This is a genomic window from Sphingobacterium sp. BS-2 (assembly GCF_046161205.1).
Classification (GTDB): Bacteria; Bacteroidota; Bacteroidia; order Sphingobacteriales; family Sphingobacteriaceae; genus Sphingobacterium; species Sphingobacterium mizutaii.
On sequence record NZ_JBIXGO010000016.1, the window covers coordinates 196,503 to 223,178 of the forward strand.

14 protein-coding genes and 1 tRNA gene are annotated in these 26,676 nt (G+C 37.4%); 6 read left to right on the forward strand and 9 right to left on the reverse strand.

Going from position 1 to position 26,676, the window contains the following annotated elements; translation table 11 throughout:
• The first annotated feature begins 21 nt into the window (after positions 1-21).
• Positions 22-3,060 (forward strand): beta-L-arabinofuranosidase domain-containing protein, encoded by a 3,039-nt coding sequence (locus ACK2WI_RS07840; protein WP_409150275.1) that lies wholly within the window; start codon positions 22-24, stop codon positions 3,058-3,060.
• Between the two features lie 142 nt (positions 3,061-3,202).
• Positions 3,203-3,276, forward strand: a tRNA-Pro gene (locus tag ACK2WI_RS07845).
• Positions 3,277-3,546: 270 nt separating this feature from the next.
• On the opposite strand, the gene ACK2WI_RS07850 is transcribed toward ACK2WI_RS07845, so the two are convergent.
• From ACK2WI_RS07850 to ACK2WI_RS07865, 4 genes are all read right to left on the reverse strand, one after another.
• The gene (locus ACK2WI_RS07850; protein WP_409150276.1) at positions 3,547-4,449 is read right to left on the reverse strand and encodes a helix-turn-helix transcriptional regulator; all 903 of its coding nucleotides are present in this window, start codon (positions 4,447-4,449) and stop codon (positions 3,547-3,549) included.
• A gap of 158 nt (positions 4,450-4,607) precedes the next feature.
• Positions 4,608-6,281: an ATP-binding protein gene (locus tag ACK2WI_RS07855; protein WP_409150277.1), complete on the reverse strand. Its 1,674-nt coding sequence runs from the start codon at positions 6,279-6,281 to the stop codon at positions 4,608-4,610.
• Between the two features lie 235 nt (positions 6,282-6,516).
• The gene (locus tag ACK2WI_RS07860) at positions 6,517-8,799 is read right to left on the reverse strand and encodes a DUF262 domain-containing protein (protein ID WP_409150278.1); all 2,283 of its coding nucleotides are present in this window, start codon (positions 8,797-8,799) and stop codon (positions 6,517-6,519) included.
• Positions 8,789-10,471: a DUF262 domain-containing protein gene (locus ACK2WI_RS07865; protein WP_409150279.1), complete on the reverse strand. Its 1,683-nt coding sequence runs from the start codon at positions 10,469-10,471 to the stop codon at positions 8,789-8,791. The genes ACK2WI_RS07860 and ACK2WI_RS07865 overlap by 11 nt, the downstream gene beginning before the upstream one ends.
• Before the next feature lie 1,564 nt (positions 10,472-12,035).
• Here ACK2WI_RS07865 and ACK2WI_RS07870 point away from each other — a divergent pair.
• Together ACK2WI_RS07870 and ACK2WI_RS07875 are read left to right on the forward strand one after the other, a co-directional pair.
• Positions 12,036-12,656, forward strand: a complete 621-nt coding sequence (locus ACK2WI_RS07870) for a hypothetical protein (protein WP_409150280.1) — start codon at positions 12,036-12,038, stop codon at positions 12,654-12,656.
• 56 nt (positions 12,657-12,712) lie between these two features.
• On the forward strand, positions 12,713-13,828 hold the full coding sequence (locus ACK2WI_RS07875) for a DUF4861 family protein (protein ID WP_409150281.1): 1,116 nt from the start codon (positions 12,713-12,715) through the stop codon (positions 13,826-13,828).
• A gap of 45 nt (positions 13,829-13,873) precedes the next feature.
• Here the strand turns inward: ACK2WI_RS07875 and ACK2WI_RS07880 are convergent, their stop codons facing one another.
• Entirely contained in the window at positions 13,874-14,668 is a 795-nt protein-coding gene (locus ACK2WI_RS07880; protein ID WP_409150282.1) for a hypothetical protein, read from the reverse strand.
• Positions 14,669-14,863: 195 nt separating this feature from the next.
• Here ACK2WI_RS07880 and ACK2WI_RS07885 point away from each other — a divergent pair, with 195 nt between their 5' ends.
• Positions 14,864-16,783 (forward strand): 7TM-DISM domain-containing protein, encoded by a 1,920-nt coding sequence (locus tag ACK2WI_RS07885; protein WP_409150283.1) that lies wholly within the window; start codon positions 14,864-14,866, stop codon positions 16,781-16,783.
• On the opposite strand, the gene ACK2WI_RS07890 is transcribed toward ACK2WI_RS07885, so the two are convergent.
• Complete coding sequence (locus ACK2WI_RS07890; RefSeq protein WP_409150284.1) at positions 16,780-17,457, reverse strand: response regulator; 678 nt, start codon at positions 17,455-17,457, stop codon at positions 16,780-16,782. The genes ACK2WI_RS07885 and ACK2WI_RS07890 overlap by 4 nt on opposite strands.
• 169 nt (positions 17,458-17,626) lie before the next feature.
• Here ACK2WI_RS07890 and ACK2WI_RS07895 point away from each other — a divergent pair, with 169 nt between their 5' ends.
• Positions 17,627-18,910, forward strand: coding sequence for a Gfo/Idh/MocA family protein (locus ACK2WI_RS07895; protein WP_409150285.1), 1,284 nt, complete (start codon positions 17,627-17,629; stop codon positions 18,908-18,910).
• 47 nt (positions 18,911-18,957) lie between these two features.
• Here the strand turns inward: ACK2WI_RS07895 and ACK2WI_RS07900 are convergent, their stop codons facing one another.
• The 3 genes from ACK2WI_RS07900 to ACK2WI_RS07910 all read right to left on the reverse strand — a co-directional run bounded on the left by ACK2WI_RS07900 (position 18,958) and on the right by ACK2WI_RS07910 (position 26,269).
• Complete coding sequence (locus ACK2WI_RS07900; protein ID WP_409150286.1) at positions 18,958-21,363, reverse strand: ABC transporter permease; 2,406 nt, start codon at positions 21,361-21,363, stop codon at positions 18,958-18,960.
• A gap of 212 nt (positions 21,364-21,575) precedes the next feature.
• A complete protein-coding gene (locus ACK2WI_RS07905) occupies positions 21,576-23,198 on the reverse strand; it encodes a SusD/RagB family nutrient-binding outer membrane lipoprotein (protein ID WP_409150287.1) in 1,623 nt (540 codons plus the stop codon).
• A gap of 17 nt (positions 23,199-23,215) precedes the next feature.
• Entirely contained in the window at positions 23,216-26,269 is a 3,054-nt protein-coding gene (locus ACK2WI_RS07910) for a SusC/RagA family TonB-linked outer membrane protein (RefSeq protein WP_409150288.1), read from the reverse strand.
• Between the last annotated feature and the right edge of the window lie 407 nt (positions 26,270-26,676).

The window sequence follows — 26,676 nt, forward strand, 5'->3', positions numbered from 1 at the left end:
TTTATGGGTCTTACAAATAGCATGGCAAAGATATTTGGATTGTTGATCATTTGGATTGGTGGAGTAAACCTGTTGGTTGCTCAAGAGTCAGGAGATCAGATATTGGATGGAATTGGTGAAACGGGCATGATCGCGCGATATGTGTTTGATGGCAATCTCAAGGATTGGTCAAGGAATGGCTTGCATGCCAATTCCAAAAACAACCAGCCCAAATTCATTAAAGATGAAAAGTTTGGTAATGTGCTTTCGCTTTCTGGGGCAAAGGATGATTATCTGACCTTGCCTTCCGGTACCTTAAACGGCTTGGAGTCTTTAAGTATTTCGGTTTGGCTTTCCTTGAAATCTGATGGCACTGGACAATATATCTTTGACTTTGGAAAGGATAAAAACCAACATTTCTTTGCTGCGCCTTTTGGTACTTCTGCCCAAAAAGGCTTTCAGGCTTTGATTACAGATCAAGGAGAAACTAAAGCAGGGGCCATCGCTCCGGTGCCTGCATTGAATAAATGGCTTCATGTTGCTATTGTAGTCGATGTGTTTTCGAAAAACATTGTTACTTATGTGGATGGAAAACAAGTTGCTGAAGGCAATAAAATTCCGCAAGAGATTGCCAAGCTGTTTGATAGCTCTGGGAAGTTCAATATCGGAAAATCCTTGTCGGCTGAGGGTCCTACCTTAAATGCTTTAGTCCATGATTTCCGCATCTATAGAGTTGCATTGACCAAAAAACAAGTTTCTGGAATTTATTTTAATGGTCAGAATGCCGTTCGTCAGGACAAGAAGACGATGGGTAAGGCTGAGGATGACCTGCCAACCTATGAATTGACAAAGGCGCAGTTGTACAATCAATATTTACTTAAGGTCTCGGATGTCAAAGTGGAAACCGCCTTGGGTGATCTTCCTCGATTGCCTTCCTATGTGGATGGTGATTATAAAGAAGGCATGAAAGGACCTAAAGTTCGCGTCCTGTGGCCTGCGGACATCGATAATGATGCGGTCCTGAAGGCAGGAGAATATGTGGTAACTGGACGCATTCCTGGCACTGATCTGAAACCAAAAGCTTATGTGACCGTGAAAGGTTTTGCGAATACCAGAGCCCCAACTGAAAAATTATTGCCTTTTGAGCTGAGCCAAGTTTCCTTGAATTCGGATAGCAATAATGAAGAAACTAAGTTTATTGAAAACCGCGATAAGTTCGTTAATACTTTGGCCAAGACGGATCCCAATTCTTTCTTGTATATGTTCCGCCATGCCTTTGGTCAGAAACAGCCTGTTGGAGCCATTCCATTAGGGGTGTGGGACAGTCAGGATACCAAACTCCGCGGACATGCCACAGGGCATTATCTTACAGCTATTGCACAAGCCTATGCAAGTACAGCTTATGATAAGGCGCTCCAAGACAACTTTGCCCAGAAGATGGATTACATGGTCAATACCCTGTATGATCTGGCGCAATTATCTGGAAAGGCAAAAGAAAATGGAGGCGAACATGTGTTAGATCCCACTGCTATTCCCGTTGGTCCAGGCAAATCCGCTTTTGATTCTGACCTGACCGAAGCTGGAATCCGTACGGATTATTGGAATTGGGGCGAAGGCTTTATCAGTGCCTATCCGCCAGACCAATTTATCATGCTTGAAAATGGAGCTACCTATGGTACGAAGGTTACCCAAGTTTGGGCTCCATATTATACGCTGCATAAGATATTGGCAGGACTTATTGATATCTACCAGGTTTCTGGTAACAAAAAAGCATTAGAGGTAGCCGAAGGAATGGGAGAGTGGGTTTATCAGCGATTGAATAAAATCCCGAAAGATAACCTGATCAAAATGTGGAATACCTATATCGCAGGTGAGTTTGGAGGGATGAATGAATCCATGGCGAGGTTATATGAGATCACTAAGAATCCACATTTCCTTACTACCGCTCAATTGTTTGATAATATCAAAATGTTCTACGGCGACCCAGAACACACTCACGGTCTTGCAAAAAATGTTGATACCTTCCGTGGCTTGCATGCCAACCAGCATATACCGCAGATTGTTGGGAGCATCGAAATGTACAAAGCTTCCAATGATCCTAATTATTTCAAGATTGCGGATAACTTTTGGTACAAGGCAGTCAACGACTATATGTATAGCATTGGTGGGGTAGCAGGAGCACGTAATCCAGCGAATGCGGAATGTTTCATCAGCCAACCAGCTACCTTATATGAAAATGGTTTTTCAGCTGGTGGACAGAATGAAACCTGTGCGACTTACAACATGCTGAAATTGACGAGTGACTTGTTCCGCTTCGATCAACGTGCTGAATTGATGGATTATTACGAAAGAGGACTTTACAACCATATCCTTGCTTCAGTGGCAGAGAATAGTCCAGCGAATACCTATCACGTTTCATTAAGGCCGGGTGCAAATAAGCAATTTGGAAACCCTGATATGAAAGGATTTACCTGTTGTAATGGTACCGCAATCGAAAGCAGTACAAAATTGCAGAACACTATCTATTTTAAGAGTAAAGACAATAATGCACTTTATGTGAACCTGTTTATTCCATCTACACTGGATTGGAAGGAGAAAGGCATTACAGTAACACAGACTACCAGCTATCCAAAACAGAATAGTACCCGTTTGGACATCAAGGGCAATGGAAAATTTGCTGTGAATGTACGTGTGCCAAGCTGGGCAAAAAAAGGATTCTTTGTGAAAATAAATGGCAAGGATCAAAAAGTTGATGCTAAACCAGGAAGCTATTTAGCCATTGAGAGAGATTGGAAAAATGGAGATACTATTGAATTGACCATGCCATTTGACTTTCATTTAAATCCAGTAATGGACCAACCCAATATTGCAAGTTTATTCTACGGACCGATTTTATTGGCCGCACAAGAAACTGAGCCTCAAAAAGAGTGGAGAAAGGTTACTTTGGATGCAAAAGATTTAGGGAAATCCATCAGTGGCAATCCAGAGGCATTGGAGTTCAAGATCGATGGAGTGGTTTATAAACCTTTCTATGATACTTATGGACGTCATTCGGTGTACTTGGATGTGACCTTAAAATAGCCTTTTTAGCAGCTTTTTACGATGGATTTTAAAAATATCCATCAAATAGTCAGTGGGTTACATAGAAAATTTATTTAAGGTATTGGATTTAAAAAATATCCCCTTATATTTGTGCCACACAAAATCAAAGGTGATACCTTTTCGGGGTGTAGCGTAGCCCGGTATCGCGCCACATTTGGGATGTGGAGGTCGTAGGTTCGAATCCTGCCACCCCGACACAAAAAAGCTCGACTTAGGTCGAGCTTTTTTTGTGTTCGGGTGTGGCAGATTCGAACCGTGGTTCGATCCGAAGGAGCTTCAGGGTTAGAGTTTGGGGCTTGTGGGGCTGAAGCAATCCTGCCACCGGTGCGTAGTATTTAGTATAAAGTATTTAGTATTTAGAGCCTTTCTTAAGTACTACAAAAGGAAGAGAATAAGATTTACGCTCGACTTAGGTCGGGCTTTTTTTGTGTCCGGGTGTGGCAGATTCGAACCGTTGATTGATTGTTAGATCTCATAAATCCTTTGAATCTTTTTAACAGTTGCTTTTAAAGCATGAATCAAACTTTGTGGTTCTATAACTTTCAGATTTTCCCCATAGGATAAAAGTTCCATGAAGAAATCGTGAGTAATAAATAGTTTGAGCTGTATTCTTAATTCAACATCATTATCAATCAAAATTTCTTGAGAATCGTGTAATGGTAGTGATTTGATATATTTCCCTTGGAACACATTGAAAGAAAGGATTACACTTTCAGGTTTAAGATCATTCGGACTAATAATTCCAAAACAATATTTATAATGTTCATTTACATCAAAATCCTTTGGGAACTGAAATTTCTTTCTTGAAATTTCCAAGCCATTAATGCGGTCAAGAGAAAAGCTCTTAATTTTGTTGTCTCCTAAATCTTTTGACAAAACATACCATCTGTTTTTGAATTCTTTCAAAGCATAAGGTTCTACAAGACGCTCAGATAAAACATCCTCCCAATATTTTTGATACACAAATTTTATTAGAAATTGATTTTTAATAGCATGAAGTACTCCATATAGATGTTCTGTGCCTTGCGGTTTTCGCTTCTCAAAATGTATGTGTTTAGATAATCTATCGGTCAAATTCAATGCGTTAAAGGTGTCAAAAGCTTCTAGGATCCTTTCATTTGCTTCAGGTTGTTCGTCGAAATCTATGTAATAGACTTTTTTAGTAAAATCAAACATAATATTGATATTATACAATGACCGAATATCGTCTCTATCACGTTGAAAGGTACGTTTTGAAACATTAAAATTATACGCTTGAATTTCCGATTCCAAAGCAAGATATTCTTCAATTTCAGCAAATGTTGAAGGTCGCTTTCTTAACTTTTTAATAATGAGATTATACCTTGCTATTGATTCTCTTTTTGACATAACTTAGGATAAATTGATGCGTTAATATACTGAACGTTTTTGTGTTTTGTTCTTCCTAATCGGAAGGTTGTGACAATTTCGTGAAACCTTACAGTATGGTGTAATTAATTGAAATTCGCCGGAGTATCTGTTGCAATAAAATGTATTGACATTTAATATTAATCTTGCGCGTAAACAAATCCAACTTTAGGTGTTTTTGTGGTGATACATTCCTCATTACAAAATGATTGTATTTGTTCAAAGTTTGTTACAGTACCGCGAACGATTTCCTGTATTTCACTTTTGCGGATGATATTGTCTATCTGCCCACCTGAAAAGTCAAATTTTTCTGCAAGTATTTGACAACTCTGATTATCAAAATGTGGTAATTTTGATTTCCATATTTTAGCTCTAACCTTTTTTGTGGGTTTGTTGAAATGTACTTTGAATAAAAATCTTCGTTCAAAAGCAGCGTCCAAATTATCAGCTAAATTGGTAGTTGCCATTAATATACCTTCAAAGTTTTCCATCTCCTCAAGGATAATATTTTGAATAGAATTTTCTGTTTGAGCCACATTGGAGTTACTGTTTTCTTTTCTTTTAGAAATAATGGCATCAGCTTCGTTAAATAATAAAATAGGGGTTAGTTTACATTCTTTTGCATAGGCATTGTAGTCTGTAAAAATGCGTTTAATGATTTTTTCACTTTCTCCAAACCACATAGATTTTGACTGGCTGATCTCTACTTTCATTATTTCTCTGTCGGTTGCTTTTGCCAGTTGTTTTACAATTTCGGTTTTTCCTGTTCCAGGTTCACCGTGTAACAAAACGGCAATTCCTTTCGGTAATCCTTTATTTTTTAACCTTTCCTGCGTTTCATGGAATTTTTCTTCTTGGAGCAAATTTTGAAGAATATCTAATTGATTCATCTCATCCTTGTCAAATACCAATTCCCGATAACCAATTTCTGCGGGAAAAATGATGTTTTCCTTTTTCTTTTTGTTTAGAAAAAGTTTAATATCACAATCAGTTAAAAGTTGAAGAGAATAATCCGTTAATTTTAATTCTGTATCATTGAAAAATTGAGCTTCAATAATTTCAACAAAATTATTCTTAATAAGAATATGATTTCCTGACAATAGGGCTTGTGTCTCATTAACTTTCTCTACAGTACTATCATAAATGCCCTCTAAAGCTCTTCCAATTTCAGTGGCTTGGTTACCTATTATTGTTTTCCACACTAGATATAAAAACAAATAAGCATTCTCAGTACTGAAATTAAATTGCTTAACTTTCGCAATTAATGGGAAATGGTTGTTTCCATCAATCAATTTATCAACTTCATTAAACAGTTCAATAGTTGAAATTTTCTCCTTGTCACGTTGGTCACCCAATTTGTATAACTTTTCTAACAAATCTATTATCCCATTTAATTCCTTGTCAACAATTTTAGGCAATGGTTTATTCTGTAAAATAGCTTCTGTGATTTTTTCATCTATTGTAAATTGATCATTAGCTCCTGCCAATTTTACACGGTGTTTTGATTTCCTTTTGTCAAAAATCCCAACTTTATGTAGAAACTCGAAATCATCGCTATATTCAAGGATTTTCATTGGGTTACAATCAAAATAATCTATTAAATCATTCAAATCTACAGTGTCGCCCCTGTAATTTAGAGCGAAAACCATTGCGATAAAAAGAGTTTGAGTATCAGTTGTTTTGAAATATTGGGAAAGTGTATGAAGTTCAGATTTGATACTGTCAAAAAATGAATTTTCGAGCTTGCAATCTTTAGATTGTTCGTACACTTTCCCGATACTTTCCAGAATTTGTTTCTTTGTAATACTTTCCATAAATCTATCTTTTTTGACAAAGATATCTCGAGAGTAAGACAATATGTGTCGTGGGTTAATCCCAGTATAAGTTATTTGATTTTATTGAATAGTGATAAAATACTTCCTTTATCAATACGGTTTTGAACATTAAATGAAAATGGGTCACTCGGTAATCATTTACTACTCAATAATTACCTAATCATTTATCCCTAAATTACCTCCAATAATACCCATCTTAACGAATTAACATATCTTATTGGATAGGATTCAAATCATCAATAAAAGTTTCTTCTATGATTATTTCTTGATTTTTTTGCTCTGTTATATAATTAATGACAGTATCTCTATTTTCAAATTCTTGTTTGTTATTCCAATCGTGATCTTTTGTCCAAGCGAACTTTTGGGAGCTAAAATCAAATGCAATTTGCCTGTTTTTAAAAATTAGATACTTCTTATCATTCACTGATCGTTGTGGGTAATATGAAATATCAGTTAAACTGTCCTTAGTTTTTAATTCAATAAATAGAGAATAAGAATAATATTCATTATGGTAACCACTTGTTGCTGTAGACCCTAATAGAAGAATATCATATTCATTATCCCGTCTTATTAGTTTTTGCTTCCCACAAGCAGAAATCATTTCACCTTGTTTTATGAAATAATATCTCCAATCTTTTTTATCAGAAAATTCATCAACAATATTTTGTAAGTCGTGATTTAAATTTAATACAGATACTTTATCAACGAGTTGCTTTAAAAAATCCCGTTTTTCATTATCATCCCTAAGAAGCCTCTTCCAACTAATATCACGGTCATGGTCGATTAAAAAGCTGTAATTTTTTCTCTTTCTTAATAAATAATCTCCTGTGGCTAATAAAGCTCTTTCAAAAATAAAATTGTCAAAACTGTTTAAACCTTTAGAACCAAATATTGCTTTTGATTTTTCGGAATATTCCCTAAATCTAATCAAGTTAGGTTCGTTATTTATTTGGCTCCAATGTAATATAAAACCAATTTGACCATTGAAATATTGGTGATTTTCTATACCAATTATTGTGTTTTTCCAATCATCGTTTTTTGTAATCAACTGTGCTTTTAGTTTTTCTTCTGCAACTTGCTCCCTTATGAAACCCGAAAGGGAATTGATTTGTGTTTCTGCAAAATAATTTTCGATCGAATTTCTATGTTGCAGCAATTCGTTTATAGAGTGTAGTGCATTTGCAAATTCATTAGCATTATTGAATAAATAGGATCTGCTACCTTCCACTAGGTTTCGAACAATACGCAACCAACTATTTAATTTTTCTATTTCAATGGTTTCTTCTAATGCCAAATATTGATAATAGGCAAAAGCAATAACCAAATCAGGCATTGATAGCTCATTTTTTATTGTACGAATAAATATTTCTTCAATATTTATAAAAGGGACCTCTGAAATAAATGTCTTCAATCCATTTTTTTTAGCCAATTTATTTAAAGCACCTTTCAAAGTTTTAAAATATCCCTCGTCAAAACTGTCTAACACCAAATAATGATTGAATGAAATCGGCAAATCAATAAGACGACCATTTTCGTCAAGACTTCTTAAAACCTTAATATTATTCTCAAAAATTTCATCTCTGTTTGATGTTTTCAGGGTGTAATTAAGTACGGCTATTGTTCTGAAAAAATTAAGAATTTGTTCGTCAATAATTATTTCTGCTTTTTCTTTATTTTCCCAAAATAAATCGGCCCAAAGTGTATCTATTTGATGTGAAAATTTCTCTGTTGGTTCAACGTTATTTTCCCAATTAGGTTCGATGTATTGTTCAAACTTTGCTTTGAAGTTTTCAAAATTAGTTAGAGGTTTACCTCTTGCGTTCATTTTGATATACAAATCGTCTGAAAGACCAAAGTTTTGTAATTCTATGTAGTGAAAAGTAATGTTGTTGAGTTTGTTCCATCCATCCGTTTCACCTTGAAACGTTTGCTGGAATGCATCTAACATAGTAAGCATTGATTTTATTGTCGGGTCTCTTTTCCAAGAAAGGAAAAACCAAGGACTATCAATGATTGTCTTGGACAACTCATTATTTTTCGGTTTTGTTTTTCCTTTATCATAATAATCTGTTTCTAATAAATTGTTATGATCAATTCCCTTATTGATTAAATCGTTGCAAAATTCTCGTGAACTGGCTCGTGTTTCGTAAGTGAATTTCGTTAACAAATTTTTCAACTCATCGTCTATTTTGTTTTCTTTGTTCATAAGGAACCAATGCAACAAAAACAAAGTTGTTAATCGCTGTTGCCCATCAAGAGGTTGCAAAGTTGTATTATCCTCTTTATCCTTTTTAACACTTCCGTACACAAAATCTAATTCCAACTCTAATTTATTACCATCAACCACCTCAAGTAAAGCCTTTAAAAAATTGGTCCTTATTTCTGCTTTTCCCTCTCTTCCTTGAGCATAATCTCGCTGAATAACAGGGATTTCAATTTTATGTTTACTAATTAACTCAAGAAAAGTTAATTTTTCAGATGTTGGATTATTGTTCATTTTCAGTTAAATCGGTATATGGTAAATATTCAGTAATTTCTTCTTTAATTTTTTTTAAATATGATCTTTTGTCATTTTCATTCCATACTTCAATATCTTTTACGCTGGAAGAGTAATATTTCATAAAAACATTCTTGGTACAAATTGGAATGAAAGTTCCTTCAATTTCTCTTTGGATGATTTTTTTCCTCTTTTCTTTAAACGAATCATTTTTATAAGAACGGTTTGTTCCTCTGTCCAATAGACAAAGATTTTGCAAACTGTTATCTTCTTCGCCTAAAACATAATCGATAATGTTATCAAACTCATTTTCATCAATGCTGTTGCCTGATTGTATAATTTGTTCAATTTGATTATTTCTGTCTTTATCTTGATGGGGTTTTGAATAGACGAAGTTATTCTTTAACCAATCAACTTGGTTTTCCTTATTCACTTTCACATCTGTTGCAATGGCGTGAATATGTTCAACGTCCCAATACTCTTTTTTATATTTGTCAAAAGGAAATCGATTAGTTTCATTTACATTTTTGAGCATTGATTGAATATTGTGCAGAAGTAAAATTTCACGTACAGATCCATCATTATATTTTATTTGCTCAAAATTCACGTTTCTATATTTGAATTGTATTTCATTATTTATCCAATTCAAAAACGCTGTTTTTGTCTTTTCTCTTTTCTGGTTGATGATTTTTTTGATGTTTGTTCCAGTTGTAATTAGATAGCCAATTTTATGATACAATTCTCTATCGTAGAACCACTCTTCAAGCGTTTGGAAATATATTTTTATTTCCTGCCAATTATCGTTTATCTCAGTTTCCGATTTAGAGTTGAATTTTTTATTAAAGAAATAAAAAGTTGAATATTTATCATCACTAGGTTTGTTTGACATTAAATTGAAAATAAATTCTATTCTCGTTTCCAAATTGTTTTCACCTTTGTTGATGAAATACCAAAAGGAATCATCTTGTAAGGAATATTCTATTCTATCCCATTCAGATGCTATTTCTAATTGTTTTAATCGAAGTTTTTCTGTATCTGCGTTTGCAAAGTTTGAACTATTTAGGAATAAAGCTTTTATCAATTCAGCATTTGTAAGTGGGATTTTTCCGCTGTTTATTCTTGTGAAAATATCTATCGAATCTTCGTTTTTTGAAGTTTCAAACCATATGATTTTGGTACAATCTTTAAAATTATCCTCAAATGATTTTTCCACTTTCTTTTCTTGGAACCAGCTCTTAATAGTTTGATAGGCAATGGAAATGTGGAAATAATCAATATTTGAATCGTCAATTTCTATTTTTCCCAATTCATTTCTTAGGTAATTTGCTGAACCTTCTCGTGTTTCATATTCCAACTCAAATAATTTAACACTTCCTTTTTCAGTATCACTTTGGTTCAAATAATACAGAATTAGATATATTGTGGTTAATCGTTGTTGACCGTCAATTACATCCCATTTATTTTCACTTTTTTGTTTTACAACTATTGGTTGTAAACAATACCAAGTTTTTTCATCAGAATTGGCAATTTCTTTTGGTGAAAATTCGTTAATATCATTCAATAGATCTGTTACTTGTTGTCCTGTCCATCGATAGCCTCGCTGAAAGGATGGAATGTAGAAATTATATTTCAGCAAGTCGCCGATTGTTTTTATGGATATTTTGTTATTCATTTTATTTCATTTTTTTCTATACACATTCAAGAAATTCAGCCCATGCTGTTTATATGGGATTATTTTAAATAAGGTTGATTTATATTAATTAATGGAATAGATGTATTTTTTACTAAAGTTTAAAAGCCAAGCCTTTGGAACTAACAATGGCTTGGCTCTTGAAATAAGGCTCTAATTTGTGTCAAATCTTGTCAAAAAATGATCTTCTTTATTCTCTAATTAAAGGTAATATCCTGATGGTCATAAAATCTCAATTAGGAAACAATTGAAAATGTGTAAAAAAAAATGTTTTTATTTACAAGGCATCATTATTGAAACGGATATTTTTGTCCTGACAAATATTCCCACAAAAATCTTTTGCAATATCAAAGTTTATTTGACTAAAACAATTGTTTTACAAAGCAGGTGAGTGTTTTCCTTTAGAAGAACCGTTAGGATGTCTGCCACAATAAGCAGAGGTTAGGTTTGATATTGAAGAGGCTTTCGTTCCACAATATTTACAGACATACTGAGATTTTTCGCTTCCCTCATATAATTTGTGTTTTCCCTTAGAAGCGCCGTTAGGATGTCTACCACAATAACCTGAAGTTAGACTTGATACACTTGAAGCCTTAGTGCCACAATACTCACAATAATAATTTGCCATAATTTTAGTTAATAATTTATGCCTACTCTATAGGTTTTCGGCATCCCCTTGATTTAACAACAAAAGTAAAATCACACTACGACAAAATATGGCTTCCATTAAGATTAGATGCGAATTTTTTAGAAAAATAATTGAATTCGGTAGCTGTGGCAAATTGTTTGATTCAACTCTTACACGTTTAAATCGAGCTGAATAACATACTGTTTTAGGATGAAAGCAAAATATCTTTTGAAATTACCATAGATAGAATCGTCAATGTTTCCTGAGCAATATAATAATATTTTCTATTGTTGAAGCTGTATAAACATCAGCAGGATCTTAATAAAATTTATTGCTTACATAAATCAATCTTACTCGGTGCTTTTTCTGTTTTCCAAGATCGCCAGATTTTAATTTTCCTATATTTAAAAACAATCTAAGACTTAAAAATGTCTAAATATTTGAACTCAAATTCAAATCATTTACCCTTTTAAAAAATGAAAAAAACTTCATCTTTTTTTAGCTATCCAAAAAATATCTCATCCCGAAAAAACCAACCCAATCACCTTACTCTCATTCGAGACTCATTCGAGGCATATTCGGGAAAAGCTCCAAAATCCTTCCGATATTTTCTCATTTTATTCCAACCCTTCACCCATCAAAATCCGATCATTTTTCGACATCCATCCGAAGCCTCTTCAACCAACCCTTTATACAGCTTGCAAAAATTCCGAATGTGTCTCGAATAAGGTCAAAAGGAAATGCAGTAATTTGCCTCCATCCCGATGTCATGTGATTCAATACACTTTTCTTTCAATAAAAATCAAGAAATAAAATTACATCGACCTCTTCCAGTTTTTTATAACCACCTGTGGCAAAAACAAATCATCATTCGTTATACTATAAAACCAAAATTTATACATCTAAATATCTCTAGCCATGCGAATTAAATCAATTATTATTGCCTTGCTGATTCCTTTTTTATTTCTATCCTGCGAGAAGTCTGATCTTAAATTCGATTCTGAATTTAAGGAAAGTTATGATGTTTTTCAGAAATTTAAAGCTAGCAGCAACAACAGCTACTTTTACATTGTTACGGGGAATTCCTTTTTTGGTTATTCTTGGGAAACTAAGTTAACAGTCAAGTCCGGAAAGGTTGTAAAACGGGAATTTTATTTTACAAAATTTGAATCTGTGCAATTGCCGCCAAATGGCTGGACTGCAAAAGAGTTGGATGAGATCTTAAAGAAAAGGGGGAAAGAATTTGAGGAATCCTTAAAAAAAGATGGGATTACACTACTTGAATATTTACAGTGGGTTGAGGATGAAAATAATCTTGGGAAATTGGGGACCAAGGTAGATTACGCATCACAAATAAAGACCCTGGATGAAATTTATAAATTAGCCGAAACTGACTGGATCATAAAACGTGCAAATGCAAAGGTGTATTTTGAAACTAAAAATAACGGTATGATATCTATTGCGGGTTATGTAGTAGGTAATTGTCAAGATGGTTGCTTCAATGGCATAAATATCAAAAGCATTCAGGCGATTCGTTAATGGTTTGGCTAAAATATCTCTTTTTTCAATAGATACATTTTCTGAAATTAGTAGCTATGAAGAGAATCCTATTGACCTGCCTAATCATAGTCAACTGTTTGGCATTTTGCCAGGCCCAATATATTCAGGTAAAAAATCCAAGTCAGCATGCCAGAAAAGAATTGCTTTCCATTCCCTTTCAAAAATTCAAGGAACATTTTAAGGTCGATACCGTCTTTAGTATTCGCAATGAAAACAATCAGCATATTCCCTATCAATTAGAAAAATTGGGAACAGCTAATCCAGTGAATGTACTGATCCAAGTGGAGCTACCGGCAGGCTCTACCATAAAATATACACTGGACAAAGAACCTAGAACTAGGATAGAGCCAAAGACTTTTGCACGCTATGTGCCTGAACGCCTTGATGATTTTGCTTGGGAAAATGATGTTGTTGCTTTCCGCTTATATGGAAAGGCATTGGAAGGTCGAAAAGATGATGGTCAGGGGATGGATTACTGGGCAAAAAGAACTGATAAGTTGATCATAAATAAATGGTATAAGGTTGAAAACTATCATCAAGATACAGGAGAAGGAATGGATTATTATACCGTTGGACAAACGCTCGGGGCAGGAGATGTAGCTTTGCTATCCAATAATGGCTTGCATTATACTAAACATTATCGTCAATACCAGATTTTGGATAATGGGCCTTTACGGAGCACTTTCAGGTTGGAGTATGATCCGGAAGAGTTGGATGGTCAGGAAGTGAAATTGACGAAGATAATAAGCTTGGATGCAGGCAGTAATTTCAATAAGATAGTTTTACAGGTTCAAAATAAAACGGCCAATTCTACTGCTATTGCCATTGGAGTGGCTAGACGAAAAGAAGATCAACCAAAATTGGCCATTGGACCAAAAAATGAAACATTGGCCTATTGGGAACCGGAAATTGCTAAAAATGGACAGACCGGAATAGCGGTCATTATTCCAAAGCAGAAGGTCAGCATAGATTCCGAAAGGCCTGAACAATTTTTATTATCAAGCCAAGCTATGAACGATCAAGATTTTGTGTATTACAATGGCGCTGTTTGGAACCGAGCAGTAAAGGTCAGTTCGGCTGAAGAATGGAATAAAGCAGTGGAACAAGAGCTTGAAAAAATCAAGAAACCCTTGAAGTGGGTCCTTAAATAAAAAGACAGGAGCAAATGTTTGCTCCGGTCTTTTAGCTATATATCCTTACTTTTCTTTTGCAAATTTTATCGCATCCATCAAGGAGAAGTGGATTCCGAAGGTAACAACCGTGCCCTTGCTTTCCCAGTCTACCTCACTCATTGGCGTACTGCCCACAACTTGTAACTCGGCCTTGACAAATTTATATCCTGCCCTTAAGGTGAAGGCGGGCTCAAAGAAATAATGCCTTTTATCTGTGATATTATCCAATTTATGTTCGCTGATATATTCAGGAGTCATTCCATTGGCATCAAAATTACTGTATTTTATACCTGAAATTCTTGTTGCTAAACCTACATCGAAGTAAGGGAATGTTAAGGATATTCCAGGTTGGATAAAGGTCCTGTTAAAGTTCATATTCACATCACTACTCAATTTACCGCCACCATAACCGACATAGGTATCGGCGATCAAACCAAATCCGTTTTCACGTGCAATAATGGGATAATAACCTCCAACTCCACCTTCAAAGAGCCCAGCATGCGCATCCACATTTCCTTTGGATGGGTCTTCTTCATTAAAGTTATAGTTGTAATTGGAGTAATTGACCATCACGCCCAAATACTTGATAGGGGAGTAGGCGGTTTGTAGATTGATAATGGAGGAACTGGTATTGGTACCGTTTAAATCCTCGGAACTAGTGGTTCCAGAAATACCAATTTTTAGGTCCCCTTTTTCTTTCATCATCGGAGCATTGACAGCATTAGGCTGGTAGTAATAGCGGCTACATGAACTTTGAAGATAATTTAAGCCAATCAAAGCTAGGCCGAACAAGAGCGATTTTATTTTAAAGGTTTTCATATTTTTCTCCTTTCTGATTTGTTAACTCAAAGTGACGACAATTTTTATCCGCATAAAACATCCGAAAAGAGGATTTTGATCAAATCCCTTTTTTGGTGTATTTGACTAACCTGAAAAGGTGATATTCCTCTGAAAGACCTTATTTTATAGTGCTTTAGCTAGGTTTTCTACGAGATTAAACTGTAAATTAGGATAATGAAGCTGCATGGTTTGATATGGACAATGGCAGTTAGTCTGCTCTTCGTTTTGTTTTCCAATAGATTGGAAGCGCAAACCATCTTGTTGCCAGATACCGCAGAACACCTCAATATTGCCAGTTCGACTGCCTTCTATTACGATAGGTCGGCAAAGGATAGCCTACCAGCCGAAAATCAATTTCAAGCTTTTCAGGAGCCTATCTATAATTTTGGGAAGGAAGATGGGAATCTATGGGTGCGGATCAATCTTGCCAATCAGGATTCCGTTGCTAGAAATCTGTATCTAGAATTTACCAATCCCAATCTTAACTCCCTCACCCTGTACAAAAAAATAGGGGAGCGCTTTGTTTTGGTTAAGATCCTAGGTTCGAGTTACCCATTTAGTAATCGGACGGTAAAGCATCAAAACCTGATCTTCTCCATAGAATTGCAGCCGTTGGAGATAGGCAGTTACTATGTCAAGGTTCATTCAGACTATTCTGCCATCAATTTCAATTTGTTGCTCTGGGATAAACATGAGCGTGAGGCCTATTACCTTAAAGAGACCACCACCATTTCTTACTTCTTTTTTATCACTACCGCTTTCCTTTTTATCTTGGGAATCACATTGGTGCTGACCAAGGAAAGAAAGCAATGGGCTTTCTTCTTTTATATCCTCTTTGGGGCCTGTTATATCTATTCAGATTTAGGACTTTCTTATAAGTACCTGTGGGGAGAATATCCCTCGGTTCAGAATATATCCAGTTATATCTTTACCAATCTGTACCTGATTTTTGGTGTCAGTTTCTTTCGGGAATATTTTGTTACCAGGCGCTTTGTCAAGAAATTAGATAGGATACTTTGGATCTTTGTCCTCTGTTCCTTGCTGTTGACCTTTATTGCTATGTTCTATCAATGGATTCCCCATACCATATTTTCCTGGATCCAAAAGCTGAACACCATCATGTTCTCCATTACCTGTGGAATCATTTTGTACATATTGGTCATTTTATTGACCAGGCAAAGGAACAAGACCGAAACAATCTGGTTTATGATTGCATTTGCTCCGCATGCCTATACGATCTTGACGACCAGCATTAGGCAATTGGGCCAGTATTATTTCAATCTAGAATTGGATGTAATCTCTAAGGTCCCCTTCTTCCTTTGGACCATCCATGTACAGAATCTGATGCTGTGGTCGATGGTCTGGGAAGTACTGATTGTATTTACACTGATGATGCTGCGGTTAAAAAAAATGTACGAGCAGCATAATGCCATGCTGTTGGAATTGGGTAAGAAGCAGGAGGAGGATACCAAATTGTTGATGGCGACCGTGGAGCAGGAGCGAAAGAGGATAGCCCAAGAACTGCATGATAGTTCTGGAGTCCAATTGTCGGCAATCCGCATGAAGCTGACCCATCTGCAAGATCAATTGGATGATCCAAGAGTAGCGGAAGATATCCATAAATTGATGCAGGATGTGGATCGGGTCAATGCCGATATCCGGACGATCTCGCATAACCTGATGCCTATTTCGCTTAGCAAATTGGGGTTAAAAGCTGCCATCCAGGAATTGGTCAACCATATCAAATCGAGTTATCCGAATATCAAGTTCAATCTTTTCCAGCAATATGATTCCAAGAACCTTTCTGCGAATATGGAAGTCCACATCTATATGATTATTCAAGAGTTACTTAATAATATGGTGAAGCACGCTCAAGCAACCGAAATCAATATTCAATTGATCGACAATGAATCGGAGCTGATCATCAGTCTAGAAGATAATGGGAAAGGTTTTGTTTATGCACCAGAGAATACAATGGGTTTGGGCCTAAAGAGTATATTGACCAGATCTCAATTGATCGGAGGGAAGTTTGAAGTCGATAGCAAGTTGGATGCGGGTTCCTTTTTTTCGATTACCCTTCCACTCAAGGCTTAAAGCAGCTGGTTTTTGTTGGCAAAGGTGATAAGCTCGGTGATCTTTTTGACGCCACATTTAGCCATGATGTTTTTCCTATGCGTATCTACGGTGTTGGCACTGATAAATAGTTGATCGGCTATCTTGCTGCTTGGTTTTCCTTCAGCGATCAGTTTCAAGATTTCAATTTCTCGGTTTGATAGATTGAATGCATCTTTATTCGAAGACTGTTCAACTTTGCTATGGTCTTCATTCATCAAGAAAGCTTCCACCACCTTGTTCTGTACCTGCTGGTCCAGGTGTCGTTTCCTGTCATTTACTGCTACAATTGCTTTGATCAATTCATCCTTGGCTATGTTTTTCAAAACGTATCCTAAAGCACCTTTTCGTAACGCCTCCCGAATGAGTTCGGTATCATCATAACCAGTCAACATCAAAATCTTCTGCTCAGGATTGGTCTCCAAGACGGCTTCTATACATTGGATACCATCCATATTGGGCATGTTGAAATCCATTAGGATCACATCTGGCTTGTATGTTTGGATGGCAGTTAAAAGTTCGTTGGTGTCCGTGCAGGAATTGATTTCGCCAAATTTTGGATGACCATTCAAGATCATGATCAGGCCATCTACGATAATCTGTTGGTCTTCGACGATGAGTAAGTTTATCGGCTTAAAAGGAGTACTTTCTTCCATAGGGTACATTTTTTTGCTTATAACAATATACTAAAATATCCTCAACTACTAGGAGTCAATTCTTTGAAATTAAAAACCGCTTATTTTTTCAGATTTTTTGTATCTTAATGAAATGTAAATTACACCATTATTATACACCTTATTTTAAAACCTAAAACATCAACTATAAATGAAAAGAAAAGATTTTCTCAAGAGTGCCGGCGTGCTTGCCGCCTCGACTTTGCTTTTTAAAACCGAAGCTTTCGCGAATCAGGATGCTCCCTTGCATATCGGACTGATCGGCGCAAATGGCATGGGCTGGTCAAACCTGAATGCGATATTGAAAATAAATAATGTTACCTGTACAGCGCTATGTGATGTGGATGAGAATGTGCTGAACAAAAGGGCGGCAGAATTGGAACAAAAAAACATCAAGGTCAAAAAATACATTGAATATAAAGATCTATTGAAAGATCCCAATATCGACGCAGTTATTGTTGGTACGCCTGATCATTGGCATTGCATGATGATGGTCGATGCGGTAAAAGCTGGGAAGCATGTGTATGTGGAAAAGCCTTTAGGTAATTCGATCAAGGAATGTGAGGTGATGCTGGCAGCCGATAAAAAGTACAATAAGATTGTGCAGGTTGGTCAATGGCAACGGAGTCAACAGCATTTTAGGGATGCGATGGACTTTGTGCACAGTGGTAAATTAGGAAAGATCAGATCGGTAAAAGCTTGGGCTTACCAAGGATGGATGAAGAGTATCCCCGTGAAGCCAGATTCGGCTGCTCCTGCTGGCGTCCACTATGATAAATGGTTAGGTCCAGCTACCAAAAGACCTTTCAATCCTAATCGCTTCCATTTTGATTTTAGATGGTTCTGGGATTATGCAGGTGGCTTGATGACTGACTGGGGAGTGCACATGTTGGACTTTGCATTGATCGGCATGAAGGTGTCTAACCCTAATTCTATTATGGCGACTGGAGGTAAATTTGCCTATCCAGATGATGCAGCGGAGACTCCAGATTCACTAACCACTGTTTTCGCTTTCGATGATTTTTACCTGCAATGGGAACAGGCCACAGGGATCGACTTAGGTCCTTATGGAAAAGATCATGGCGTTTCTTTCATTGGAAACAATGGAACCTTGGTGGTGAATAGAGGGGGATGGGAAGTCATTCCGGAGAAAGGTAGGATGGAAGCTGTTCCGCATCAACCGTCAAAAGATAATGGCTTGGAAAAGCACATGGAAAACTTTGTAACCGCAATCCGCACTAAAGATAAGAGCATCCTGCATGCACCTGTGGAGGCTGGAGCGCATATCGCCATCTTGTCCCAAATGGGGAATATCGCTTACCGAACAGGGAAGAAGCTCTATTGGGATAAAAACAAAGCGAAATTTACTGATGAAGAAGCTAATGGCTACTTGGCTGCCAAATACCATAATGGTTATCAGTTGCCAACAGTATAAACTACTAAAAAAGCCGGTATTAACCGGCTTTTTTATTGTATCATGTTTTATTCTTCCTTTAACCTTTGAATAGGATTGCCTCTTCCGTTTCGGTATAAGATAATGAGGATTAAGCCAGCCAATAAGCCCAACAGGAGGAGGATAGGCAACAAATAATTCCATGCAGAAATCTGTATCCTAAATTCATAATTAGTGAGCCATTTCTTCATCATAAAGAAACTGATAGGTACAGCCGTCAATACAGAGGTAATAAATAACAGGTAATACTCTTTGGAAAACAAGACCAGCAAGTCCGATAGTTTTGCACCTAGTATTTTCCGCATCCCTACTTCTTTACTTCTGGCGCTAATCGATAATGAAACCAATCCCATGATGCCTAAGCAAACGATAATAAGTGTGATAACTGTCGCGGATATAGAGGCTCTGTACAGCTGCAATTCGGTTTCATACATTTTGCGGATATTCTCTTCCATAAAATGGTATTCAAAGGGAGCTTCAGGCATAAGGTAGTGCCATTTCTTCTCTATGTTTTGGATGGAATTTGAAATAGATCCCGGTTTCATGCGGATATTGAAATACCGGTAATAATTATTTTGGGCAACATTCAGCCAAATAATAGCAGTATTAGGGCTGTGCATTGAATTAGGGATAAAGTTTTCCGTGATCCCAACGACTTTTACAGGATCTTGGGAACCGTTAATTCTTAAATTTCTACCGATTAATTCATCGGCATGCTCAATCCCCAAAACCTGCATTGCTTTCCGATTGATGACCACCTCCTGAGGAGCCATGGAATCAACCAGGTTGGAGGTGAAAAATTGACCTGCAATCATCGGGATCTGATAGGTGTCGGCAAATTTGGAATCTGATATTATCATTTGAGAATTGATTGCCTCTTCCGACTTGTCCATTAAGGCGATTTCAGCTTTCCCAACGATATTGTTAGGGGTTTCATAGGACAGACTGATCTCTTCTATTTCATTTAGTTTTTCTAATTCCTGTTGGATGGTTTGCGTTTTGCGGACACCCTCCGGGCTCCAATCTCTTGTTGTTTGTACCGTAAGGATATAATCTTTATTATAACCCAAGTCACTTTTGACAAACAATTGGATTTGTCTGGCAATAATAATGCTGGAGGTCAGAATAACGATTGCTGTGGTAAACTGAAGGAAAAGCAAAGCTTTCCGGATGTTTTGTTTGTTTTTTACCTTGTCAAATTGAAGCTTTACAGAGTTTAATAGGCTGTTTCTTGAAAGTTTGATGGCCGGATAAAAGCCGGATAATAAGCCGATCAATATAGAAAATAAGAAGATCCCTAAATAAAAGTAATATGGCAATTCCGTAATCTGAGGCAGCTTTCGCATGAAAATATTCTCAAAAAGCGGCAAAGCAAGGACATATAATGGGAGACAGATCAATAAAATCAGACAGAGAAGAATCACATATTCGGTGAGTAGTAAGCTGGCTATTTGATTAGCGCGAGCACCCATGATCTTCCTGATTCCGATTTCTTTTAAGCGACCGATATTTTGACCTAGATTGAAATTGATAAAATTAATAATGGCCATTAATAGGATGAATCCAGCAATATAAAGCAGGATATCAATCATTTTTTGAATGGCGCCATTGTTACTCTCCAAATAATAGGTCTTCAATGGCTTTAAGTCTGGGCTATAATTATCCGAAAATTCCTTGTCCGTATGTTTGCTGACTAGGGTTTTTATGGCATGGCTAAGCTGAGCTGGAGAAACATCTTTTTGCAATTCAACGAATCCAGCGATATAAGGATTTTCCCAATTATCAATGTCTCGACCAAAATATTTCTCGGAAGCAATGGGTAAAAAGAAGTCACTTTTCAGGGCTGGAGTCAACTCCAAGACCGAATTTTGATAACTGGGTTTAATAATCCCGGTCACCATAAAATCATGCTTCTCTCCATTGAAATTTCTAATGGATAGCTGTTCGCCTAGGGCATCAATACGACCGAAGTACTTTAGGGCTGCAGCTTCGGTAATAACCAGTGTAAAAGGATCTTTTAATGCGGTGTTGACATCTCCGGCATGAAGCTCGAATCCAAACATGGATAATAAGGTCGGATCTCCTAAACTAGCCCCTTCTTCAAACTTGTCAGTGCCATTGGAAACAATACAAGTCAATCCATCAATTCGATAATAATTTTTGACAAGCTGCGGATATTCCTCTGCCAAAGCTTTTGGTAGTGCGCCTAGGGTGGTGAGTTCTAATCCTAGCCCTTCTTTTTTATAACTGCTCTGCAATAAATATTGCTGGTCCTTATTCTTGAGCTGGGCATTAACCTGCTTAGCATCCCAAATATAGGCAGCGACAATCATAACAAAGGTGATACCGCAGATCAATCCAATTAAATTGATGATGTTCTGAAGTTTTTTCTTACTGATGTTCCGCCAGGCAATTTTTATATAACTCCACTTCATGCTCAGGTCTTTTAATAGTGCTAATGTTTTGTTTCGATTAGCAATATTATTGCCAGTGAGCTAAGAGGGTTAATATCAATCGGTTGTAGTTTGATTGGGGCCGGTGCTGTTCATTTTCGGACATATTCTGTTCGGAAATGAACGAGAATGAAATAAAAAAGCGGAGTAGGAATTATCCTCTCCGCTCATCAAATTATCACTCAATTATTTAACTATAATTTTTTATTTTCTACGTCCCACCATAGTCTCGTTCCGCCATTATCTGGTCCTCCTAGCATTTTCACAGCTTCATTCACTGCTGCACTATTGCTATTGTATTCCCTTTCTGGATAAGGCATCCTTCTGATTCCTGGAACCGATGGAATCGTGTTGTTACTGTAATTGACCACCACTGGAAAAAGTATAGGATATCCCGAACGACGATACTCTGCCCAGGCTTCATCTCCATCAGGGAACATTGAAATCCATTTCTGGGTGATGATCCTTTCTAATTTTCTGTCCCTGCTATCGCCTTCATTCCAAGCAATGGTAATGGTACTCAAATATGGAGAGCCTAGCAGGATATCATTTTGTCCTGCTTTGATTGCTTTTGGGTCTATGTAAGGCATAGGTTTATTGGTAGCATTGTTTTTGTAAGCTGCCGCTTGTGCGCTTAAACCATACATTTCAAAAGACCTTTCAATTCCGGTCTCATAGTTGGTTTTTGCATCGCCAGCATTGCTCCATCCTCTCAAGGCTGCCTCAGCCTTTAAGAACCAGCTCTCTGATGCTACCATTAACTGCATACGATTAGGTTGGGGAAGCAATTTCGAATAATTGTCATACCTGCTTTTTGCATCGATATCAATTCCAGTACGGATCCCTTTAAATTGGCCTCTAACCGCAGGATCTGTTGCTGGTAGGAATAACTCTGCTAGACGTGGGTCTTTATAGCCGCCTAGAAATGTCTCTATGCTGGCATTCATCCGTGTATCACTCCATGTTGTTGTGAGGATATTCAGGGGATGGTCGGTGCTTAATTTGATAAAGCAGTTATCTGATGTGGCTTCCAATAATCCGCCGTTTTCTGGGTTTAAGGCTTTTTCACCTTCAGTCTTGGCTAGTGCAGCATCCTTGAATGCGATTCGAAGGGCAAGCCTCAACCTCAAAGTGTTTGCAATTCGAAGCCAACGGTCGTAATTGTTTTCGGTGTAAGCCATGTCAGACTTTTTCATCGCTGCTGACACCTCCTTGCCTTTGTAAGTCTTTAGGATAGTGGTTGCTGTGTCCAAATCCTTGAAGAAGTTCATATAGGCATCCTGTTGGCTGTCATACTGGATTTGATCATTGTCATCTGGAGCATTGTATTTACTGTAGATGATGGGGCCAAATTTATCGGACGTGCGGTGCATTGCAGAAACCTTCAATATTTTTGAAAAGGCAAATATATCGCTCAACTTTTCATCATTCCTGGTCATCAGCTCCACCCTAGCTATCGGATTCATCCCTCGGATATAGCGATCTACCCAAAGGGAGGAATACCATCCAGGGACTAAGCTGTAGGTCAAGTTGTTTGCATTACCTACAAAGGGTGCTTGCGCGGCAAAATATCCTCCGTAAGAATCGCCTGCCAAATTGTATGAAACCTGGTACTCATTTACATTTTCTGGAAGGATGGCCCTTTGGCCTTGAGCTAAAAATGATGCCACTAAGGCAAAATCACCCATTGCCTCCTCATCGGTTACTCCCGCTGGGTTTGTGTTTAATTCCCTGAAATCTTTGGTACAGCTTAACGTCAAGAAAAGGCTGCTCAATAATATTCCGGTTAGTTTATAGTATGATTTTAATGTCTTCATTTCGTTTTTCTTGCTTGTTAAAAGGATACTTTAAGGTTTAGTCCATAGCTGCGGGTAGTTGGTAGGGCAAAAGAGTCGTAACCTTGACCTCCAACACCTGTAGTGGTATTTAATTCAGGGTCGTATGGGGCATCATTCCGGAAGAAAAACAAGTTCCTACCGGTCAATGAAACCGTTGCGCTCTTGACACCCTTCCATTTGATGGGTAGCCCATAACTCAATGATATTTCACGCATACGGATATTGGTAGCATCATAAACCTGACCCTCTACGATGCCATCTCGATTTCCAACAGCGCTATAATAAGCATGCGCAGGAATCTTTCCTTGCCAAGGTGTACCATCTTTCTTTACTGCTGGGATATCCAAGCCACCAGCATCCCTAGCTGCAGCACTTTCTTCGCTGACCCCAAATGAATTCAAGTAACCATCAGTAAGCGAAATAACCTGTCCCCCAAATCGTGCATCGATTGTAAAGCTTAATCCGAATTTGCCATAATTGATAGTGTTGTTCCATCCCACAATAGATTTCGGGTTGTTGTTGCCAATATATCCTTCAGGTCCGATCTGAGGCCTTCCCTCATCATCCACCACCATGACTCCATTCTCATCACGCAAGAAGGTTCTTGCCCAGAAATCACCGAAAGAGCCATTCAATCTTAGAACGTTGTAGTTGCCTCCAACGGAGTATCGCTCGCCTAGTTTTGGCGCCAATTCCAAAATCTTGTTCCGATTTGCCGTGAAATTCAGGGAAGTGTTCCAGTTAAAATTCTCCTTCTTGATCACATCTACCCCTAATGCTGCTTCAATACCCTTGTTCTCCACATTACCTGCATTTAGGAATACCGTTGTGAATATTTGCCCGACTGGCGCTTCGTAAGAGAAGTATTGATCTTTAGTATTGGTTTTGTAAAGGGCTAAATCGAAGTTGATGCGGTCGTTCCAGAATCTACCTTCATAACCCACTTCATAACTTCTGCTGATTTCAGGACGCAATGGTAATCCTTGGTATGGTCCAGAAACATTCGCATTCAAAATACCGGTGGCCAAGGTATTGGTTGGAATTGTACTATAAATTCCAACGTCATTACCCACTTCCGCCATGGTCAGCCTTAATTTACTATAGCTGATAAAGCTTGGCATTTTCAGCATGTCAGAAAGAACAGCTGATAAACCTGCTGACCAATAGAAATAGCCGTTCTTCTCTTCAGGGGTATTGGCTAGGGTGGAAGCCCAGACATTACGTGCTGTTAGGTCTAAGAATATTTTGTCTTTATAACCTATATTGGTTGACGCAAATACAGATTGCAACTGGCGTCTAATGATGGACTCGTTTAACACATTGATGGGAGCATCCCTATAGATATTGCTCAACAAGAATTTATTGGCAACCGCCAATTTTAATTGATCGATATTCCAACCTTTTGAACGGGTGTCATTGATGGAGGTACCTGCCGTAAAGTTCAAGTCCCAATCCTCAGCGAAGGTTTTGTTACCGATGAAAAGAAAATCTCCATACAAAGCAGTGCTTTCGGTCTCATCTCTCATAAAACGTCCATTATCATCTAAAACACCTTCGATTTTCTCGCCAGATAACACTCCTTGGGTACCTGCATATACATGCCTTTCCCATTTGTCCCATCGCTTGTTCAGGGTTCCGCGGGCACTTACTGAAAGCCAATCATTGATAGTGTATTTCAATTGTCCTTGTGCTATGATATTGTCCCTTAATTGGAAGGTTGGATTTCGGTTCAATACCCAATATGGGTTTTGTGAATGGTGTGTTCCAGTCAAGCCGGCATCTGCATTGATGTTCCACCAGTCTTGTAAGTATAGGTTTCTCGAAGGAGATAGGTATTGGTAATTGTTTTTGTATTTATTAAAATCCAGACCCCTTGGAAACATGTAAAGACCCGATATGGGGCTAAAGTATAAGCCAGAAGTAGGACGGTTTTGGATGTCTTGTTTAGAGTACATCATGCTACCATCAAAGCTTAGTTTATTGTCAAAGAAATTACTGGAATTTCTAAAGGTTGCCGAATGCTGTTTGAAAGAATTGGTTGGTAAGATTCCTTTGTTTGTGGTGTTACCATAAGAAAAATAGTTTTGCATTTTTTCAGTTCCCCCACTCAAGGAAACGGTGTTGATCAAGGTAGTTCCGGTATTGAAAAAGCCATCTACTGGGTTGTCAAAAGTACCTTTATCACCCCAGCTCTCTTCTGATCCTTCTGCGGTCTGTCCATACCGGTACTGTAGCTTCGGAAGATAGAACGCTTGGTCCGCGGTGATGCTCGATGACACATCGATTTTTAGGACTCCTTCAGCACCTTTCTTGGTCGTGATCATAATGGCGCCATTAGCTCCTTGACTACCATATAAGGCAGAAGCCGAGGCTCCTTTTAGGACATTGATGCTCAAGATATCATCCGCATTCAGAGTGCTCAGGATATCGCCACGATCAGGTCCACCGCCAAAAGGACCTTCCGAACCCGAACCTGAGGTATTAGTAATCGGTAGTCCATCGATCACATAAAGTGGTTGATTGTTACGATTCGATTTAAAACCACGTAGAACAATGTTAACCGATCCGCCAATCCCCGAGGAACTCCGATTGATCTGCATTCCCGAGATTTTACCCGTCAAGTTGTTCATTGGATTGACATCCTTTACTTTGGTTAGTTCTTCGCCCTTAATCGATTGGGTGGAATAGGTCAAGCTTTTAGACTTTCGCTGAATACCTAAGGCAGTCACGACAACATCGTCAATCCTAGCGGTCTGTGGCGTCATGGAAATGGTAATAATGCTGTCTGCTGCTGTTACGACCTGTCTAACAGTATTGTATCCCAAGATACTGATCGTAAGGTTGGCGTCTCCTGATGGAACCTCAAGGCTGAAGGCTCCTAATTCATCGGTTTGGGTCGCTTTAGAGCTGGCGTCCAATCGGACTGTCGCACCGACTATACCCGACTTGGTCTGTTCGTCAACGACTTTGCCTTTAATGGTTCGTTCCTGCCCATAAGTTAATTGTATGGCAAAAAGCCACAGGAATAGATAAGTTAGTGTTTTTAACATAATGTGAGTTTATAAATGAGTAAATAATGTAACAGCTATGATACAATTTCTTAGAAAAAGAACTTATTTTGAATATATTTTGTCATTTAAAATTAAATACGAATGAATATAGGTTGATTGTTGAACAGGTTAGTGTAATTGGGCTCATGATCAATTGATTGTAATTATTGTTGAAGTTAAATAAAAATTTATTTTCAATACAATTTATTTAACCAAATAATATTCTTTTAACATTAATATTTTTTAATGATGTAAAAATATTAACCAAAATGGTATAATGTTTGGATGTCTTTATTTACTTTTTTAAGAGAGGAGTTCAAAAAAAGTCACTTTTTCAGCTCTAAAATTTTATACTTATTTTAACCATATAAAATATTCGACTATGTTAACAGCTGCTTGCCCAAAAT